We start from the raw sequence: 14,476 nt of genomic DNA, 5'->3' as shown, positions 1-14,476 counted from the left end.
TAACCAGGATTCGCGGACGAATCGAATCGATTCGAGAGATCGGTTCCACGCGGGGTACGATCAGGCGGTGAGCACGCGCCGCGCGACCATCAGCGACGTCGCCCGAGAGGCGGGCGTCTCCGTCTCGACGGCATCCGTCGTCTTCAGCGGCAAGACGCCGACGTCGGAGGCGACGCGGGCGCGGGTGCTCACGGCCGCAGAGAAGCTCGGCTACACCGGTCCCGATCCCCGCGCCGCCTCGCTGCGCCGCGGTCGGTCGGGCATCGTCGGCGTCGTCTTCGACCAGCACCTCGGCACGGCGTTCCTCGACCCCGTGACGACGCACATGATGGACGGCCTCGCCGACGGCGTCTCGCGCCTGGGCGCCGCGCTCCTTCTCCTGCGCGACGACGGCGTGACCATCAGCGAACCGTCGCTGCACACCGCTCCGATCGACGCCGCGGTGCTCATCGGCTGCAGCCCGCGCATGGCCGACTCGCTTGAGATCGTGCGGGGGCGTGGCATCCCGGTCGTCGTCATCGAAGGGGATGCCGGGGACGGAATCCCGCGCGTGCTGCTCGACAACGTGGAGGCGCAGCGCGAAGCAGCCCGGCACCTCGCCGACCTCGGGCACACCGACGTCGTGGTCGTGACGCTGCCGGTCGACGTCGAGCGGCGCCGCGGGTGGATCCCCGACGACGCCGCCGTGCACGTCGACATCACCGTCGACCGGCTCGCCGGCGTCCGCGAGGTGTTCCCCGACGCCCCGGCCCTCGCCGCCGCGGCCAGCTCGATCGACGAGGGCGCGATCGCGGGCCGCACGATCTTCGCCGACCCTTCGCGCCGACCCACGGCCGTGATCGCGCAGAGCGACCTGCTGGCGGCGGGCGTCATCCGCGCCGCTGAGGAGGCGGGACTCCAGGTGCCCCGCGACGTGAGCGTGACGGGCTTCGACGGCGTCGTCGTGGACGGTCTGGCGCCCCACGTCCTCACGACCCTCGTGCAGCCGGCCACGGCGAAGGGCCGCGCGGCGGGCGAGGCCGTCGCAGCGATGCTCGAGGGCTCGACCCCCGCCGGACTCGACCTGACCTGCACCTTCCGCGTGGGCACGACCACCGGACCGCCGCGCACGACCTGAGCGCTCCCGGCCGGGAAGACGAATGCCTCGGGTAGAATGGATCCGACACCCCGAGAGCCCGGGCACCTGCCCGTCGACCCCGAGGAGGCCCACTCGTGCTGGCATTCCTCGGCGCCTTCGCCCTCGTTCCCCTCCTTCTGCCGGTTCTCGTCGCGTGGATCGGCGCCCGCGCGTTCTACGTCGCCGCCGTCCTCCCCGCCCTCGCTTTCGCGCACGCCATCGTGCTGGCGCCGGCGGTGCTCTCCGGTGCCATTCCGTTCGAGGAATACGCCTGGATCCCCGGTCTCGGCGTCACGCTCTCGATGCGCATGGACGTCCTGGGCTGGCTCCTGACGCTGATCGTGACCGGTGTCGGCGCGCTCGTGATGCTCTACTGCCGCTGGTACTTCCGCGGCAAGACGACCGGGGTCGGACAGTTCTCCGCGGTGCTCCTCGCGTTCGCGGGAGCGATGTACGGCCTCGTGCTCACGGACGACATCGTCGTGCTGATCATGCTGTGGGAGGTCACGAGCGTCCTCTCGTACCTGCTCATCGGGTACTACCACGGCCGTGCCGCGAGCCGCCGTGCCGCGCTCCAGGCGCTGCTGGTGACGACGCTCGGCGGACTCGTCATGCTGATCGGCGTCGTGCTGATGGTCGTGCAGGCCGGCACCACCAGCCTGTCCGCGATCCTCGCCGACCCGCCCGTCGGACCCGTGGCCGACGTCGCCGTGCTGCTGCTCCTGGTCGGGGCACTGAGCAAGTCGGCGATCTTCCCGTTCCACTTCTGGCTCCCCGGTGCCATGGCCGCCCCGACCCCGGTGAGCGCCTACCTGCACGCCGCGGCCATGGTGAAGGCGGGCATCTACCTGATCGCGCGCCTGGCGCCCGGCTTCGCCGACACCCCGTTCTGGCGCCCCACGCTCATCACGCTCGGCGTCTTCACGATGCTGCTCGGCGGATTCCAGGCGCTTCGCGAACGCGACCTCAAACGCATCCTCGCGTTCGGCACGGTGAGTCAGCTCGGCTTCCTGACCGTGATGCTCGGGTACGGCACGCGGGATGCCGCTCTCGCCGGCATCGCGCTGGTCCTCAGCCACGCGCTCTTCAAGTCGTGCCTCTTCCTCGTCGTCGGCGTGATCGACCGCCAGCTCTCCACGCGTGACATCGGCGAACTGTCCGGTGTCGGTCGCCAGGCACCGGTCATGGCGACGGCCGCGTTCATCGCGATCGCCTCGATGGCCGGTGTCATCCCGGCCTTCGGCTTCGTCGCGAAGGAGACCGCGCTCACGGCGCTGTGGCACGAGGCAACCGAAGGGGCGCCGTGGGGCATCGTCGCGCTGATCGGCGTCGTCGCCGGGTCGGCGCTCACGGCGGGGTATGGCATCCGGTTCCTCTGGGGGGCGTTCTGGACCAAGAAGTCCATCGAGCGCACCGAGTGGCCCGACCCGCCCATCGGGTTCCTCGCCTCGCCGGTTCTGCTGTCGGCCGCGACGCTCGCGCTGGGGTTCCTCGCGCCGATCGTCGACGGATGGCTCGCGCCGTACGCCGACACCGTCCCCGAGGCGACCGCGGGCCTCCGGGCCCCCGACCACACATACCACCTCGCCCTCTGGCACGGCCTCGAGCCGGCGCTCTTCCTCTCGCTCGGCACCCTCGCGCTCGGCGCCGGAATCTTCTGGCTCGTACGCCGCACCCAGCTGCACAAGCGCAAGCGGATGCTGCCGTTCACGGCGAACGACGCGTACAACGGCGTGCTGCGCGCGATCGACCGGTCGTCGGAGTGGACGACGGCACGGTTCCAGCGCGGTTCGCTGCCGTTCTACGTCGGCACGATCTTCGTGGTCCTCGTCGTGGCCGAGGGCACGGCGCTGCTCGCCTCGGACGAATGGCGTGCGCAGCTCGACGCGTGGCAGTCGCCCGCGCAGCTCCTCGCCGCTCCGGTGATGATCGCCGCCGGCATTCTCGCGGTCCGCGCGCCCAAGCGCTTCACGGGCGTCGCGCTCGTGTCGGTGACCGGTCTCGGCATGGTCGTGCTGTTCGCGACGAGCGGCGCCCCCGACCTCGCGCTGACGCAGGTGCTGATCGAGACCATCACGCTCGTGGTGTTCGCGCTCGTGCTGCGGCGTCTGCCCGCGCGCATGGGCGAGCACAACGCCTCGGTCGCCCCGATCGCGCGCGCCGCGCTCGGCGTCGGCGTCGGCCTCACGATGGCGCTCGTCGCCGTCGTCGCGACCGGCGCGCGACAGGACGCGCCCATTTCGCTCGAGTGGCCGCCCCTGGCGTACGAGATCGGCCACGGCAAGAACGTCGTCAACGTCGCGCTCGTCGACCTCCGCGGGTGGGACACCATGGGCGAGTTGTCGGTGCTCATCCTGGCCGCCACGGGCGTGGCATCCCTCGTCTTCATCACCGACCGCAGCGACAACCTCTCGCGCCGCCGCTCGGGCACCGCCCGCAGTCGCGTGGGTCTCGGACGCCGGCGTCCGCTGGTCGAGACCGACAGCGGCGTGCGCGCGCAGCGCTCGGGCGAGACCGACGCGCCGCGCGCGTGGCTCGTGTCGGGCGCGAAGGTGCAGCCCGAGAACCGGTCGATCCTGATGGAGATCATCATCCGCGTGCTGTTCCACGCGATCATGCTCATCTCGATCTACCTGCTCTTCGCCGGGCACAACCTCCCCGGCGGCGGCTTCGCGGGCGGCCTCGTCGCGGGCATGGGCCTCGTCATGCGCTACATCGCGGGCGGCCGCTGGGAGCTCGGTGCCGCAGCTCCGACCGACGCCGGACGCCTCCTCGGTGCGGGCATGTCGCTCGCGGTGCTGTGCGCGATCGTGCCGCTGTTCTTCGGCTACGCGCCGCTGCAGAGCTTCACGTTCGAGGGCGAACTGCCGCTCATCGGGCACTGGGAATTCGTCACCAGCACGATCTTCGACGTCGGCGTCTACCTCGTCGTGATCGGCCTCGTGCTCGACGTCCTGCGCAGCCTCGGCGCCGAGGTCGACCGGCAGTCGAAGGATGCCGCCGACATCGCCGCCGACGCCGGGACCGACACCGGGACGGTGACGGTGCCGTGAGTATCTCGTTCGTCCTCATCATCGTCATGGCGGTGCTCTTCGCCTGCGGCGTGTACGCGATGCTCGAGCGCAGCCTCACGCGCGTGCTGATCGGATTCCTGCTGCTCGGCAACGCGGCAAACCTCCTGCTGCTCATCGTCATGGGACGGCCCGCGCTCGCGCCGTTCTACGACGACGGGAAGACGGATGCCGCGGACATGGCCGACCCCCTCCCGCAGGCGCTCGCGCTCACGGCGATCGTCATCACGTTCGGCATCTCTGCGTTCCTCCTCGCGCTCATCTACCGCTCCTGGCAGCTCGGCCAGGCCGACACCGTCGTCGACGACGCGGAAGACGTCGCGATCCGCGCCCGCACGGCCGCCGAGCCGGAGGATGCCATGGACGAGGAGTCGCGCTCGGACGACACCGACGTCACCACCGACTTCATCGGCGACGCGATCTCTCCGATCCGCGTGCTGCACGCGGGCGACCTGTCGCAGCTCGTCGACGACGCCCCGGTCGACCGCGTGGCCGTGGGCCGCGATCGACCGCAGGGCGACACCCGGCGACCCGAGGGATCCGCCGACACCGTGGCATCCACCGACACCGTGGCATCCGAGGACGACACCCGAGACCCGGAAGACGGTGATCGCGCGTGAGCGCCCTGGTTCCCCTGCTCGTCGGCATCCCGCTCTTCGGCGCGGCGATCAACCTCATCTTCGGCCGCCGGAAGAAGACGCAGATCCTGGTGTCGGTCCTGGCGCTGACGACGGTGCTCGTGCTGGGCGCGATCCTGCTGGTCGCGGTCGACACGAGCGGTCCGATCGCGGTGGCGATCGCGGGGTGGCCGATTCCGCTCGGCATCGTGTTGTACGTCGACGTGCTCGCGGCGCTGCTGGTCGTGGTCACCGCGATCGTGCTTCTCGCGGTCCTGCTGTTCTCGATCGGTCAGGGCGCGGCCGACAACGACGAGGACACCCCGGTCTCGATCTTCTACCCGGCGTACCTGATCCTCGGCGCGGGTATCTTCAACGCGTTCATCGCCGGCGACCTTTTCAACCTGTACGTCGGTTTCGAGATCCTGCTCGTGGCCTCGTACGTGCTGATCACGCTGGGCAGCACCGAGTCGCGCATCCGCACGGGCGTGGTCTACATCGTCGTGTCGCTGGTGTCGTCGATCCTGTTCCTCGCGGCGATCGCGATGGTCTACGGAGCCCTCGGCACCGTGAACATGGTGCAGATCAGCGAGCGCATGGCGGAGCTGCCGCAGGACGTGCAGACGATCCTGCACCTCATGCTGCTGCTCGCCTTCGCGATCAAGGCGGCGGTCTTCCCGCTGTCGTTCTGGCTGCCCGACTCGTACCCGACGGCGCCAGCGCCCGTGACCGCGGTGTTCGCGGGGTTGCTGACCAAGGTCGGCGTCTACGCGATCATCCGCACCGAGACGCAGCTGTTCGTCGCGAACGACCTCAACTTCGTGCTGATGATGGTCGCGCTCGCGACGATGATCGTCGGCATCCTGGGCGCCGTCGCGCAGGCCGAGCTCAAACGCATCCTGTCGTTCACGCTCGTCAGCCACATCGGGTACATGGTCTTCGGACTCGCGATCAACACCCCGCTCGCGGTGGGGGCGACGATCTACTACATCGTCCACCACATCATCGTGCAGACGACCCTGTTCCTCGCCGTCGGCCTCATCGAGCGCCGCGCGGGCAGCACGTCGATCCTCAAGGTGAAGGGCCTCATGCGGGCGGCGCCGGTGCTCGCGGTGCTGTACTTCATTCCGGCCATCAACCTCGGCGGGCTCCCGCCGTTCTCGGGGTTCATCGGCAAGTACGCGCTGTTCGACGCTGCCGCACAGGTGGGGACGCCCGTGATGATGGTGCTGATCGTCGGCGGCATCGTCACCTCGATCCTCACGCTGTACGCCCTGATGCGCGCGTGGAACCTCTCGTTCTGGCGCGAGGAGAACGACTCCACCGAGACCATGGAACGCATCGCGTACCTCGGCAACGCCCCCGCCGCCGCGATCTCGACCGAGCGGCGCACGATCCCGAAGATCATGACAGCGGCGACCGCCGGCATGGTGGTCGTCACGCTGTCGCTGACGGTGTTCGCGGGGCCGCTGCTCGACCTGTGCCTTCGCGCGGGCGATCGCATCACCGAGGGCATCACGCTCGTGCAGCTGCAGGACGAGGGGGCCGAGCGATGAGCCCGTCCCGCCGGTCGCAGGTCGGCTTCTTCCTGCAGCAGCTGCCGTTCTTCGTCGTCCTGGTGGCCCTGTGGATGCTGCTGTGGGGCCAGTTCACGTGGCTCGCGTTCGTCACCGGCATCCTCGCCGCGGTCTTCGTGACCCGCGTGTTCCGCCTGCCGCCGGTCGACCTGTCGGGACGCCTGAACCTCTGGTACGGCCTCGTCTTCGTCGTGACGTTCTTCGCCGCGGTCGTGCGCGGATCCCTCGTCGTCGCGTGGCAGGTGCTGGACTTCCGGCGCCCGCCCGGAGCGGCGATCATCGCCGTTCCGCTCCGCGTCGACGACGACGTCATCATGGCGCACACGGCGGTCACGGCATCCCTCATCCCGGGGTCGCTCATCGTCGACGTCGACCGCGAAGGACGCACGCTGTTCCTCCACACCATCGGCGTCCGCAGCGACGCGGATGCCGAGCACCAGCGCCGTGTCGTGCTCGGGTGGGAGGCCCGCATCACGCGTGCCGTGGGGTCGCGCGCGCAGCTCGCCGACCTCCGGCGGCAGATCGCGGATGCCGACGACCACGCGCACCGCGCAGCAGAGACGCCTCGCGACGGACGGACCCCGATATGACCGCCCTCATCGTCGTCATCCTGGTCGTGTTCGCCGTCGCCGCGGTGCTCGCGCTCATCCGGCTCGTGATCGGCCCGTCGATCCTCGACCGCGCCGTCGCCGCGGACGTGCTGCTGACCGAGGTCGTGTGCATCCTCGGCGCCGACATGGTCATCAACCACCACACCCGGTCGCTCCCGGCGATGCTCATCATCGCGGCGGTCGGCGTGTTCGGATCGATCGCCGTCGCGCGGTTCGTGGCGCGGAAGGAGAACCCCCGGTGACCCTGGAATCGGTCCTCGACGTCGTCGCGCTCGTGCTCGTGCTGATCGGCGCGGTGCTTTGCCTGACCGCGACGATCGGTCTGCTGCGGTGGCCCGACGTCCCCTCGCGCCTGCACGCCGCGACGAAGCCCCAGGTGCTCGGTGTGCTGCTGATCGTCACCGCGGTCGTGCTCGCGGTGCGCACGTGGGAGGCGCTGGCCTTCGGCATCCCGATCGTCCTCATCCAGTTCGCCACCGCGCCGCTGGCCGCGCACATGGTCGGCCGCGCCGCGTACCGCAACCGCACGATGGACGAAGCCGGCCTCTACGTCGACGACCTGCAGCACCGCACGGAGGAGGGCGGCTCGATCGCCGCTCCGTCGCGTCCCGAGAGCTGACGCGCGGGCCGCATTGCGGCGGCGTTGCGCCGTCGCGGCCGACGCCCATGGCTGCATAAACGCTCGCGCTCGGCAGAAACGCCCGGCGAGGGCGTTTCTGCCGAGGCCGAGCGTTTACGAGGGGACCCGGATGCCACCCGGCCCGGATGCGGCCGGGGTCGGGGCCGGGGCCGCCGCGGGGCCGGGGCCGGGCGTGGGGTGATGCGCGCAGATCGTGCCCTGGCATCCCTAGGCGCACACATAAACGCTCCCCCTCGGCAGAAACGCCCGGACAGAGCGTTTACGCCGAGGGGGAGCGTTTATGGAGCGGGCGGCGGGGCCGCGACGCAAGAGCGCCGCGGCCCGACCAGATCCTCAGCCGAGCGCGATCGCCTCGGCCGCCTTGCGCTCGGAGTCGGCCGACTCCTGCAGTGCCGACTTCGCGCGCAGCGGCGGCGTCCGGAAGAACAGCGTCAGGACGAAGGCGATGAGCGCGACACCCATCGCGACCCAGTACACGCTGACGCTCGACTGGTTGAACGACACCAGCAGCGGCTTCGTGAGGCGGGGGTCGGCGCCGTTCAGGAACGACGTGTCATCCATCGTGCTGTTGTCGAACGACGAGTCCGACGAGCTCGACATGTTGTCGATGATCTGCGGAACGGCCTGGTCGACGAAGGCCCGGCGGGCGGTGGCATCCGAGAAGTCGAGCGTCACCGTGCCGTCCGTCGCGATCTTCGCGACGGGCAGCTTCTCCTGGATTGCCGTCGCGGCCTGCTGGATCGCCTGCTCCTCGGCGGCGGCGGTCGCCTGCGCCTGCGCGGCGGCGGGGATCGTCCCGGCCGCGACCTGCTGCGCCACGGCGGCCGAGGCGGCGTCCTTCGCCTGCTGCACTCCGTCCTGCGCGCCGGTCAGCGCCGCGTCCGTGAGCTTCTCGACGAACGGGTCGTAGACCTTCGACATGATGCCCGCGTTGGCCGGAGCGGACGCGACGGTCGGGTCGAGCGCGGCATCCAGGGCGTCGGTCAGGGTGCCCTGGTCGCGGAAGTTGGTCTGCAGGTTCAGCGGGATGAGCGTGAACAGCAGCGACAGCAGGACGGCGGTGCCGAGCGTGCCACCGATCTGGCGGAAGAACGTCGAGCCCGAGGTCGCCACGCCGATGTCGCGCGGACCGACCGAGTTCTGCGACGCGATCGTGAGCGTCTGCATCAGCTGGCCGAGGCCGAGGCCGATGAGGAGCATCGCCCCGGCGATCTGCCAGTACGACGTGTCGAACTTGATGAACGTCAGCGTGAAGAAGCCCAGCGCCATGAACGCCGTGCCGATGGTCGGGAAGATCCGGTAGTGGCCGGTGCGCGAGATGATCTGGCCGCTCACGATCGACGAGATCATGAGGCCGAGGATCATCGGCAGCAGCTGGAAGCCGCTCTCGGTGGGGTTCGAGCCGAGCACGAGCTGCAGGTACAGCGGGAGCGTGAGCATCGCGCCGAACATCGCAAAACCGACGAAAACACCGATGATCGTGGCCATCGAGAACGTCGAGGAGCGGAAGAGCTTCAGCGGGATGAGCGCGTCGTCCTTCATGCTGCGCTCGATGAGGATGAACGCCAGGATGCCAAGGGCCCCGATGATGTAGCACGCGATGGCGATGGGCGAGGTCCAGCCCCACTCGCGGCCCTGCTCGGCGACGAGCAGCAGGGGCACCAGGGCGATGATGACGGTCGCCGCGCCGAACCAGTCGATGCGGACGGCGCCGTGCGGGTGACGCGGGATGTGGAGGAACCGCACCACGATGGCGAGGGCGACGAGGCCGATCGGCACGTTGATGAGGAATACCCAGCGCCAGCCGGCGAGGAACAGGATCTCGGGCGCGCCGGCGAACAGGCCGCCGACGAGCGGGCCGACGACCGACGAGATGCCGAACACCGCGAGGAAGTAGCCCTGGTACTTGGCGCGTTCGCGGGGCGCGAGGATGTCGCCCATGATGGCGAGCGGCATCGACATCAGGCCGCCGGCGCCGAGGCCCTGGATGGCGCGGAACGCGGAGAGCTCGATCATCGACGTCGAGAAGCTCGCGGCGATGGATCCGATGATGAAGATCACGATGGCGATGATGAAGAGCGGACGGCGGCCGAAGATGTCGGAGAGCTTGCCGTAGATCGGCGTCGCGATCGTCGACACGATCAGGTAGGCGGTGGTCACCCACGCCTGCTGGCTGAGTCCGTTGAGGTCGTCACCGATCGTGCGGATCGCGGTTCCGACGACGGTCTGGTCGAGCGCGGACAGGAACATTCCCGCCATGAGCCCGAAGATGACGAACAGGATCTGGCGGTGAGTCATCACCGGGGTGCTTCGAGTGGTCGGGGTCGACACGGCAGCAGTGGTCACGTTTCCTCGATACAGAGAGGGCCGAACAGAGAGTGCCGCGTGAAGGGTCATACGCGGCGGGGGCGGGTCGAAGGACGGGCGTCGCCGACACCGGGAGAAAGTTGTGTTTTGTCAACTATAAGGGTGCCGAACGGCTGCGCATTCCCGTTTGCCGCAGGTTCAGATATCCGATTCCCGTGCGTCGCTCTCGGCCTGCGGCGACGCCGCGCCGTCCGCGGGGTCGGGAGTCGCCGGGCGCGCTTCGAGCTCGCCCCGCTCGCGTTCTTCTCGCCGGCCCTCCGCGAGGAACGCGAGTCGGTTGAGACATTCGTGGTTCCGCAGGACCAGCAGGGGTCGCCACAGGATGCCAGGGAGCACAGCCGGCAACCCCGACACGGGTTCTTCTGCGATCGTGACGGCGATCCCGTCGCCGTACGGGCGCACGTCGAAGCGGATCACGCCGCGGCCGAGCGGCCCGGCCTTGGGCCGCAGTCGGACGCGGCGCGGCGGGTCCCACTCGACCATCTCGGTGGTGTCGTGCACCATCACGGGCCACACGCCCAGCGAGTGGTGGATCCGGGCGCCTTCTTGCGGCCACTCCGGGTCGACGTCGCGCATCCGCGCCGCCCCCACGACCCACACCGGGTACAGCCAGCCGTCGGCGAGCACGGCGAACAGGTCGTCGGGCGTGCAGCGCATCGGGCGGGTGTTGCGGGCGGCCATGGCATCCCTTCGCGATCGTCGTGCAACGACCCTACGGCGCGGCCCTTGCCGCCGCACGGTCTTGACGGCGCGCGAGAGCAGCGTGCGCCGTGGCGCCGCCGAAGCCGTGCGCCACGGAGTCCGAGTCTGCCCCCAACAGGACCGATAAACGGCACCGGCGGGTGGAAACGGCGGGACGCACCGTTTCCCTCCGTCGATGCCGTTTATCGCGAAGGATGCCGCGCGCCCGCGCCGCGCCCGCGCCCGCGCCGCGCCCGCGCCCGCGCCCGCGCCGCGCGCCCGAGCCCGAGCCCGCCGCGCGCCCGGCGCCGCGCCGACCTCAGCCGATCAGGCTCGGCTGCAGGTCGCGGAGCGTCCGGTGGTGCGTCATGCGCGTGACGCCGATGGCCGCGAGCAGCACGCCGCCGACGAGCCACGCACCGAGCACGGTGAGGTCGGTCCCGACGCGGCTGATGTCGCCTCCGTACATCACCTGGCGCATGGCATCCACGACGTATCCCATCGGCAGCACGTGGTGGAGCGCCGCGAGCGGCCCGGGGAGCGTCTGCCACGGGAACGTGCCGCCGGCCGTCACCAGCTGCAGCACCATGAGGACGAGCCCCAGGAACTGGCCCACGGATCCGAGCCACACGTTCAGCGCGAGCACGATCGCCGCGTACGTCGCCGAGGCGAAGATCAGGATGCCGAGGGCAGCCCACGGATTCGCGAACGAGAACTGCAGCGCGAACGCGAGGATCGTGAACAGCCCGACCATCTGGACGGCGCCGAGGCCCGCCGGGGTCAGCCACCCGGCGAGCGTCACGCGGAAGGGCGAGCGCAGCGCCGTGACCGCGCGCTTGGACACCGGCTTCACGATGAGGAACAGCGCGTAGATGCCGATCCAGCCGGCCAGCGCCGCGAAGAACGGCGCGAGGCCCGCGCCGTAGTTCTGCGCCTTGGTGATCGACGTCGACCCGACGTTCACCGGGTCGGAGATCGTGTCGGCCTGCGCCTTCCGGGTCTGATCGTCGGAGTCGGGGATCTGCTGCACGCCCGACGCGAGGCCGTCGCGCAGCTTCGTCGCTCCGTCCGACAGCTGCCCGAGGCCGCTGTCGAGCTGGCTCGCGCCGTCGCGCAGTTGCGCGGCTCCCGTCGCGGCCGACGAGGCGCCGTCCGCGAGGGCCGACGCGCCGTCCGCTGCGGTGGAGGCTCCGGATGCCACCTGGGCACTGCCGGAGGCGACCTGACGCGCCCCGTCATCGAGCGTATTGATCTGCTGGACGGTGTCCTGGACGCGGGTGTTGGCCGCCTGCAGTCGGTCGCCCACCAGGTCGAGGCGCGAGAGGATCTGGTCGATCTGCGCCTGCGTGAGCCCGGCGTCGGCCAGGGCCTTCGCGATGTCCGCGCGGGCCTGGGGCAGCTGGGCCGCGGCATCCCCGGCGATCGATCCGACCTGCCGCGCGGCGGCGTCGATGCGGTCCACGCCGCCCGCGACCTGCTGCGCGCCGTCCGCGACGCGCGCCGAGCCGTCGCGAAGCTGGGCGGTTCCGTCGGCGAGCTGAGCTGCGCCGGAGGACAGCTGCGCGGTGCCGTCGGCGAGCTGGGCCGAGCCCGAGGCCAGCTGCGACGACCCGGACTTCGCGGTGCCGAGACCGTCGACGAGTTGGGTCGCCCCGGTCGTGGCATCCACGAGGTTCACCCGGATCGTGTGCAGCGCGTCGAGGAGCGTGAGGCCGGCTTCGTCGGTGACCTTCTTCGCGACCGATTGCTGGATGCGCGCGACGGCCTGCGAGCCGATCGTGGACGCGAGGTAGTTGTTCGCGTCGTTCGTGCGCAGCTCGATCGAGGCCTGCCGCGGGGAGTCGCTCGAGAGCGAGGCGACAGCGTCGCTGAAGTCGGCGGGGAGCGTCACGATGAAGTCGAAGTCGCCGCGCTCGAGTCCGGTCGCGGCCTGGTCGGCATCGACGCGGTGCCACTCGAACGTGTCGCTGTCGAGCAGCTGGTCGGCCGCCTCGTCGCCGAGGTTGCGCTGCTCGCCGTTGATCTGGGCGCCGCGGTCGTCGACGACGAGCGCGACGGGGACCTGCGAAAGGTTGCCGTACGGGTCCTGGTTCGCCCACAGGTACAGCCCGCCGTACACGATCGGCACGGCGAGGAGCGCCACGAGGGCGAGGATCGACATGCGGGTCGACGTGAGGCGGCGCAGCTCCGCCGCGATCATCTGCGGGATCTTCACCGGGCGTCCTCCTGACGGGTGTCGGCCTCGGGGGCGGGGTCTTCGGCGGGGTCGGGGTCCTCGACGGGTTCCGCGGCCGGGTCGTCGGCGGGTACGGGGTCGAGCGCCGCCGGTGCGTCGCCCTCCAGCGCCCCGTCGCCCCCGAGCACACCCTGCGCCTCGAGCGCCGTCAGCGAGGCGTGCCCCGCGATCACGAGCACCGCGTACCCGCGCTCGGCGAACTCCTCGGCGATCCGCCACCAGGCGGCCGGTTCGCCGCCGTGCCGGTCCGGCGCGACGAGCACCAGCCCGTCGACGCCCTTGCGCAGCGCCGCGAGCTCGAGCAGCATCCGGATCCGCTGCGGCGCGTCGACGTTCCCGATCGGGAGGGATGCCACCGACTCCAGGCCCAGCCCCTCGAGCCACCGCTGCGCGGCGAAGGGCGTGGGCGCCTGCCCGGCGAACATGAGCTCCTCGGCGACGACGCCCGTGACGGTGACGTTCGGCGACGGCTCCGACACGACGGGTGCGTCGACGAGGGCGACGCGGCGGCGGAGCTGACCGGCATCCATCCGTCCGTCGATCGTGACGGACCCGCCGTCGATCTTCATACGACCGGATGCCACGAGCCCGAGCACCGTGGGGCGCTGCTCGGTCTCCGCGACGACGAGCGTCGCCCGCCCGGTCTCGAAGGAGGTGGAGGTCTCGGGGAGGGCGCGCTGCGCGCGTCCTTTCGTGACCGCGTCGAGGACGATCTTCACTGCGCCTCCAGGTCGGGGTGCTGAGCCATGAGCTGTCGGGCCTCGGTCCACGAGAGACCGGCGATACCGAGCACGGCCGTGACGGCGATCTCGCGGGCCGCGGTCGACTCGGCGTCGACGCGGGTCACGACCATGCGCCCGGTCTCTTCGAGCAGGCGCGACAGGGTCGGGGCGGAGAGGTCGGTCCGCAGTTCGCCGGCCTCCTGGCCGCGGCGGACGATCGCGTCGATGCGGCGGCGGAGCGGAGCGAGGGATGCCGCGGTCTCGGACACGTGCGCGTCGTCGAGCGCGAGGGAGGCCGCGGCCTGCACGTGCGCGGCTTCGCGCCAGAGCTCGGAGACGAGGCGCGCGAGCGCGAGCCGCGAGTCGGGGTCGTCGATGCGGTCGGCGATGGCGTTGAAGCGCGCGGCGCCCGCGGCGATGACCTCGCGGACGATGGCATTGCGGTCATCGAAGTGGCCGTACAGGGCGCGGCGCGACAGGCCGGCGCGCGCGGCGATCTCGGCGATGGAGGCGTGGGGGTCGTGGCCGATCGCCGCGGTGGCGGCATCGACGATGCCGGCGCGGTTCTCCACAGCGTCACGACGGGTGGCGGGCGTTCTCACGTCTCCCGAGTGTAGCCCTATCTTGCACGCCAGTGTGCACTTTCTGTTTCCGCGCGTACGTGTTCCGCTCCCGTCGGGGCGCCAAATCACGTGATCTGGCCGAGGTCACCCGCCGTGGCGCGCCATAGCGGGTACGTTCGGCCAGATCACGTGAACTGGCGCCCCCGGCAGCGCCCACCGGCACCCCACCGCGACGCCGCACGCAGCACGACGCCGCCCGGCCGAAACGGCGGGC

The 14,476-nt window shown here is 70.7% G+C and carries 12 protein-coding genes; 7 read left to right on the top strand and 5 right to left on the bottom strand.

All coding sequences use genetic code 11. The features are described 5' to 3' along the window. The first annotated feature begins 67 nt into the window (after positions 1-67). The 7 genes from RKD05_RS05630 to mnhG all read left to right on the top strand — a co-directional run bounded on the left by RKD05_RS05630 (position 68) and on the right by mnhG (position 7,612). On the top strand, positions 68-1,117 hold the full coding sequence (locus tag RKD05_RS05630; RefSeq protein WP_424708603.1) for a LacI family DNA-binding transcriptional regulator: 1,050 nt from the start codon (positions 68-70) through the stop codon (positions 1,115-1,117). A 95-nt stretch (positions 1,118-1,212) separates the two neighbouring features. Further along, positions 1,213-4,170 (top strand): Na+/H+ antiporter subunit A, encoded by a 2,958-nt coding sequence (locus tag RKD05_RS05625; RefSeq protein WP_424708602.1) that lies wholly within the window; start codon positions 1,213-1,215, stop codon positions 4,168-4,170. Then, positions 4,167-4,808, top strand: a complete 642-nt coding sequence (locus tag RKD05_RS05620) for a Na(+)/H(+) antiporter subunit C (protein WP_424708601.1) — start codon at positions 4,167-4,169, stop codon at positions 4,806-4,808. Before RKD05_RS05625 ends, RKD05_RS05620 begins: the two co-directional genes overlap by 4 nt. Further along, positions 4,805-6,361: a Na+/H+ antiporter subunit D gene (locus RKD05_RS05615; RefSeq protein ID WP_424708599.1), complete on the top strand. Its 1,557-nt coding sequence runs from the start codon at positions 4,805-4,807 to the stop codon at positions 6,359-6,361. The genes RKD05_RS05620 and RKD05_RS05615 overlap by 4 nt, the downstream gene beginning before the upstream one ends. After that, positions 6,358-6,972: a Na+/H+ antiporter subunit E gene (locus tag RKD05_RS05610; protein ID WP_424708598.1), complete on the top strand. Its 615-nt coding sequence runs from the start codon at positions 6,358-6,360 to the stop codon at positions 6,970-6,972. The genes RKD05_RS05615 and RKD05_RS05610 overlap by 4 nt, the downstream gene beginning before the upstream one ends. Further along, on the top strand, positions 6,969-7,235 hold the full coding sequence (locus RKD05_RS05605) for a monovalent cation/H+ antiporter complex subunit F (RefSeq protein WP_022878547.1): 267 nt from the start codon (positions 6,969-6,971) through the stop codon (positions 7,233-7,235). Before RKD05_RS05610 ends, RKD05_RS05605 begins: the two co-directional genes overlap by 4 nt. 2 nt (positions 7,236-7,237) lie before the next feature. After that, complete coding sequence (gene mnhG / locus RKD05_RS05600) at positions 7,238-7,612, top strand: monovalent cation/H(+) antiporter subunit G (protein WP_051038695.1); 375 nt, start codon at positions 7,238-7,240, stop codon at positions 7,610-7,612. A 354-nt stretch (positions 7,613-7,966) separates the two neighbouring features. Here the strand turns inward: mnhG and RKD05_RS05595 are convergent, their stop codons facing one another. The 5 genes from RKD05_RS05595 to RKD05_RS05575 form a co-directional block, all read right to left on the bottom strand. Continuing rightward, positions 7,967-9,931: an MDR family MFS transporter gene (locus RKD05_RS05595; protein WP_424711774.1), complete on the bottom strand. Its 1,965-nt coding sequence runs from the start codon at positions 9,929-9,931 to the stop codon at positions 7,967-7,969. A 207-nt stretch (positions 9,932-10,138) separates the two neighbouring features. Continuing rightward, on the bottom strand, positions 10,139-10,681 hold the full coding sequence (locus RKD05_RS05590; RefSeq protein ID WP_424708596.1) for an SRPBCC family protein: 543 nt from the start codon (positions 10,679-10,681) through the stop codon (positions 10,139-10,141). Positions 10,682-11,000: 319 nt separating this feature from the next. Next, positions 11,001-12,896, bottom strand: a complete 1,896-nt coding sequence (locus RKD05_RS05585) for a YhgE/Pip family protein (protein WP_424708594.1) — start codon at positions 12,894-12,896, stop codon at positions 11,001-11,003. Beyond that, a complete protein-coding gene (locus tag RKD05_RS05580) occupies positions 12,893-13,636 on the bottom strand; it encodes a hypothetical protein (RefSeq protein ID WP_424708593.1) in 744 nt (247 codons plus the stop codon). Before RKD05_RS05580 ends, RKD05_RS05585 begins: the two co-directional genes overlap by 4 nt. Continuing rightward, positions 13,633-14,241, bottom strand: a complete 609-nt coding sequence (locus RKD05_RS05575) for a TetR/AcrR family transcriptional regulator (protein ID WP_424708591.1) — start codon at positions 14,239-14,241, stop codon at positions 13,633-13,635. The genes RKD05_RS05580 and RKD05_RS05575 overlap by 4 nt, the downstream gene beginning before the upstream one ends. Between the last annotated feature and the right edge of the window lie 235 nt (positions 14,242-14,476).

This window comes from Microbacterium sp. SLBN-111, assembly GCF_049739645.1.
Lineage (GTDB): Bacteria > Actinomycetota > Actinomycetes > Actinomycetales > Microbacteriaceae > Microbacterium.
This window is presented reverse-complemented; position numbering and strand designations above follow the sequence as displayed.

Bases quoted from the DNA above. Each gene is read 5' to 3' on its own strand.
- RKD05_RS05590 (WP_424708596.1), bottom strand. From the start codon at position 10,681: ATGGCCGCCCGCAACACCCGCCCGATGCGCTGCACGCCCGACGACCTG.
- RKD05_RS05595 (WP_424711774.1), bottom strand. From the start codon at position 9,931: ATGACTCACCGCCAGATCCTGTTCGTCATCTTCGGGCTCATGGCGGGA.
- RKD05_RS05610 (WP_424708598.1), top strand. From the start codon at position 6,358: ATGAGCCCGTCCCGCCGGTCGCAGGTCGGCTTCTTCCTGCAGCAGCTG.
- RKD05_RS05605 (WP_022878547.1), top strand. From the start codon at position 6,969: ATGACCGCCCTCATCGTCGTCATCCTGGTCGTGTTCGCCGTCGCCGCG.